General features: G+C 50.0%; 1 protein-coding gene. It reads right to left on the bottom strand.

Going from position 1 to position 3,278, the window contains the following annotated elements; translation table 11 throughout:
- Positions 1-3,278 (bottom strand): conjugative transfer relaxase/helicase TraI (gene traI / locus ACED60_RS25420; RefSeq protein WP_371728718.1); only part of this gene is annotated, 3,278 nt, incomplete at both ends.

Genomic DNA, 3,278 nt, shown 5'->3' with positions numbered 1-3,278 from the left:
CAATTGATATTTATCTGGCTCATTGAGCATCTTGTGCGCTTCATTCATCGCGGCTTTATAATTCATTTCCTTATGACTCATGATTAGGTTAATCAATGCGCCTTTTTCGCCTGTGGTGTAGTCTTTAAAATACCCGCGATATTCTCCGGTTAAGGTGACTTTAATGGCTGATTTACCAAGGCCAAAGGTTAAGTAATCACGGTCTGATTTAGATTGGTTAGGCTTGCCTAATAACTGAACGGCGAGACTTTCGGTGTATTTGGGTAGTTGCGTATTGATGTGCTCCCTAAATTTGTTGTAGTCAAAGTCACCGCTTTTATTTTGGAATCGGACGTCCTCATGAGGCAGAGCATTACGGTTAAAGTATGTGGTGTCTTTGGGTGGGATTTGGTTAAGGGTTTCTATTGCACTGGCTTTATGGCTCTCTTTAGAGAGCCAGCTTTTGACCAATTGTTTTGTGTTGTCGGTATAGAGCCGAATGTGCTGACTGGCACGAGTCACATCGATACCGGCGCGTCTTAAGTTGGTCAGTGCGCCTTTGCTTTGTATCGCGCTAATGACGTGTTGATAGGTGGATCCTTGCGCCATGTCTGCGGTTCGACTGTAGGCGTAGTCCCAGTGCCCGTCTTTAAGCGCATTAGGGTTAAGGCTGAGTGTTTGTCCTGTCTTAGATTGAGCGATAACACTGTCTGTATTCGCTTGCGTGATGCGGTACTCCACGTTGGCTTTAATGCCGCGCTCTTTATCGGTAAAACGGGTGATGATTTTATCGCCGGTTGAAAGTGGTTTTTCTGACGTAGAGAACAGGGTGGTGAAACGGTGATCACGGTTACGCGGTAAGAACGGCCTTGTCTTACCTGTACTTGCGTCTTGAAGTGTTACTACGCCATGCTCAGAGTCAACGTGAGTGATTGCCGCGTACTCACCGGGCTTGGTGCTCAGTATCAAGCCTTTTTGATACGGCATCATGGTGGTGAGCTCTTCCCCCGTCGCGCCGATTGAGCGTAGCCTCGTTGCGATGACGTTCTCTTTGCCTAACTCACTCTTTTTCATTAAACCGACACGGATGTGTTCGGTGATGGTGTCTCGCTCCTGGTTGGTGTACGCGATAATCAGTGTGTTGTCTCGCGTTTCGGGGGTGCGCTCTAAATAGTCTTTGGCGACCACATAAGGCAGCTTCTCTGTGGCGGTGAGCTGCGCTCTGAGTCGGTCTTTGTCGTTTTCATCCAGCGTAGAAATGACATGCTGGCTGTTGCCCTGGGTGTCAGGGGTTTGCTGCTGGAGTTTGTCTAGGGCGCTGAGCGGCTGTTTATCAATGGTGTTTTGCTGTGCATTGTGCAAGATGTCATTTTGTGGACGTACCATATCGGTCATGTAAGCGGTATCGATGCGACCTTGGCTCATGGCCAGCTCAAAGGGTTTACCGGCACTGAGTGACAATAACTGCTCTTTATCGCCCAATTTGACTGTTTTGGACTGACTGTCATTGACCAGCTTTGTGAACTCATCGGCTTGCTTGTTGCTGACCATGGAGCTTTCATCGAGAAAGAACAAGGTGTGTTGATAGTCACTGGCTTCTCGATTGCCTTGTCGGATGTCAGAAAGCAAACTGTCTAGCGTTTGCGCTTTCACGCCTTTGCTTTCTAGCTCTGCAACCGCGGCGTGCGTGGGCGCAAGACCGATGACGCTTTGCTCTGGCTGCTGGCTGGCTTCTTTGACTAACTGGATAAGTTCAATATTGGATTCAAGCAGGGTGGACTTACCTGTACCGGCTAGCCCTTGGATGGCCACAAAGCTGTCCTTGGTGGTTGAGATAAGGGTGATGGCGTCCTTTTGCCCTTGGGTTAGGCGAGGCTTGGTATCGAGGAAGTCCTGCACCTGTTTGTGGGTAGCAAAAGGCTGATGTTGGCCTTTACCATCATCGATGTTTTGCAGGATGCGCTTTTCAGTTTCTAGCGCGGCTTGCGTCGTCCAGCGTGTGCCGTCACTGTACTCTGCAGAGAGGGTGTCGCTGCGTTTAGTCAGCTCTGTTTCAACCTGCTCTTTGGTAATAGAGCCTCCGGCTTCTTCAAAGGCGTAACGCACCGCTTCCACCACTAAGGCTTTTTGGCTAAACGCCGCTTCTCGCTCTGAGAGGTGGTTCAGGGCAAAGCTGACCGCTTTTTCGATGAGTGGGGCGTTTTGCGCTTGCGCGAGTGCTGACAGTGCCTGACTGACATCCTGCTTTAGCCAATCTTGGGTGGCATCGTTTAGGTAGCGGTCGTTGACGTTTTGCGTCTGTAATACGCGCTCAATGGCTGACGGGGAGACCTGTTCTTTTTCGAGTGCGCTTTGGGCTTTTTCTGGTTTGTCGGTGAAGATATCAAGGCGCTCTGTTTTTTCAGTCAGGTCGTTTATCAGGGGCTTAGATAGGGTAAACGCTTTGCCAGACAGTAAAGTATGGGCTTTTGGCTCAATATGGTGGGCGCTATGAACGTAGTCGTATTGCAGCGGCGCGTCTTTTAAGCTCTCTAAGTTGACGCGCTGCGTTTCCCCTTTGCTCTCAAGCGTGAGGCTTTCTTTGTCAATGTGAGTGACAAGGTAGCTTTGGTTCGCGTCCAAGCCAGCAGGGAAGTGTTTGCCTAACGTTCGAAGGCGTTCGCCTTGGGCGATGTTGAGACTTTGCGGTTTATTGGTTTGCATCTTCATGTGCTTAAAGGCGCGACTGGACGGGTCAAAGGTGTGTGATTGTCCATCGTGTTTGCTGAGTGCGGTCATGGTGTTGCTCTCTTTATCGATACTGGCGATGACAAAACTCTGAGGTTTGTTTTTCTCCCAATGGGTGAGTGTCATGCCTGGTTTGTAGTGTTGAACGAGGGGTTGTTGCGCTTTGGAGAGGGGGTGAGGGGTTTGAGTGAATAGGGTGGTTTCGTGTCTGGCGAGGGCGCCGGTATTTTTGAGCTGGCCCCGTATCGCTTCGGTTAACCGCCGCTGCTCGACGCTGGAAGTGGCAATCACTTGCGTGTTGGCTTTATCGGGGAGGTCGGCGTACACCCGCGCTATCCTATCGGTATCATTGTCATGCAGTTTTACGTTGGTGTTGCTGGCTCGCTTGCCAACCCAAGAATGACTCTCCACATTGCCTTTTTGATACAGCGAGATAGCGTTATTGGCTTTAAATCCCTGACGGCTTGATACGCGATTAAGCATCACCACTTTACTGCTCGATTGTTTGGCTTTATCGGTGAGGGCCAGCAACTCATTGGCACTCATCTTATTGGCGTCATCGATGAGCAAGA

It is taken from the genome of Vibrio sp. 1F279, from assembly GCF_041439815.1.
GTDB lineage: Bacteria > Pseudomonadota > Gammaproteobacteria > Enterobacterales > Vibrionaceae > Vibrio > Vibrio tasmaniensis_A.
This window is presented reverse-complemented; position numbering and strand designations above follow the sequence as displayed.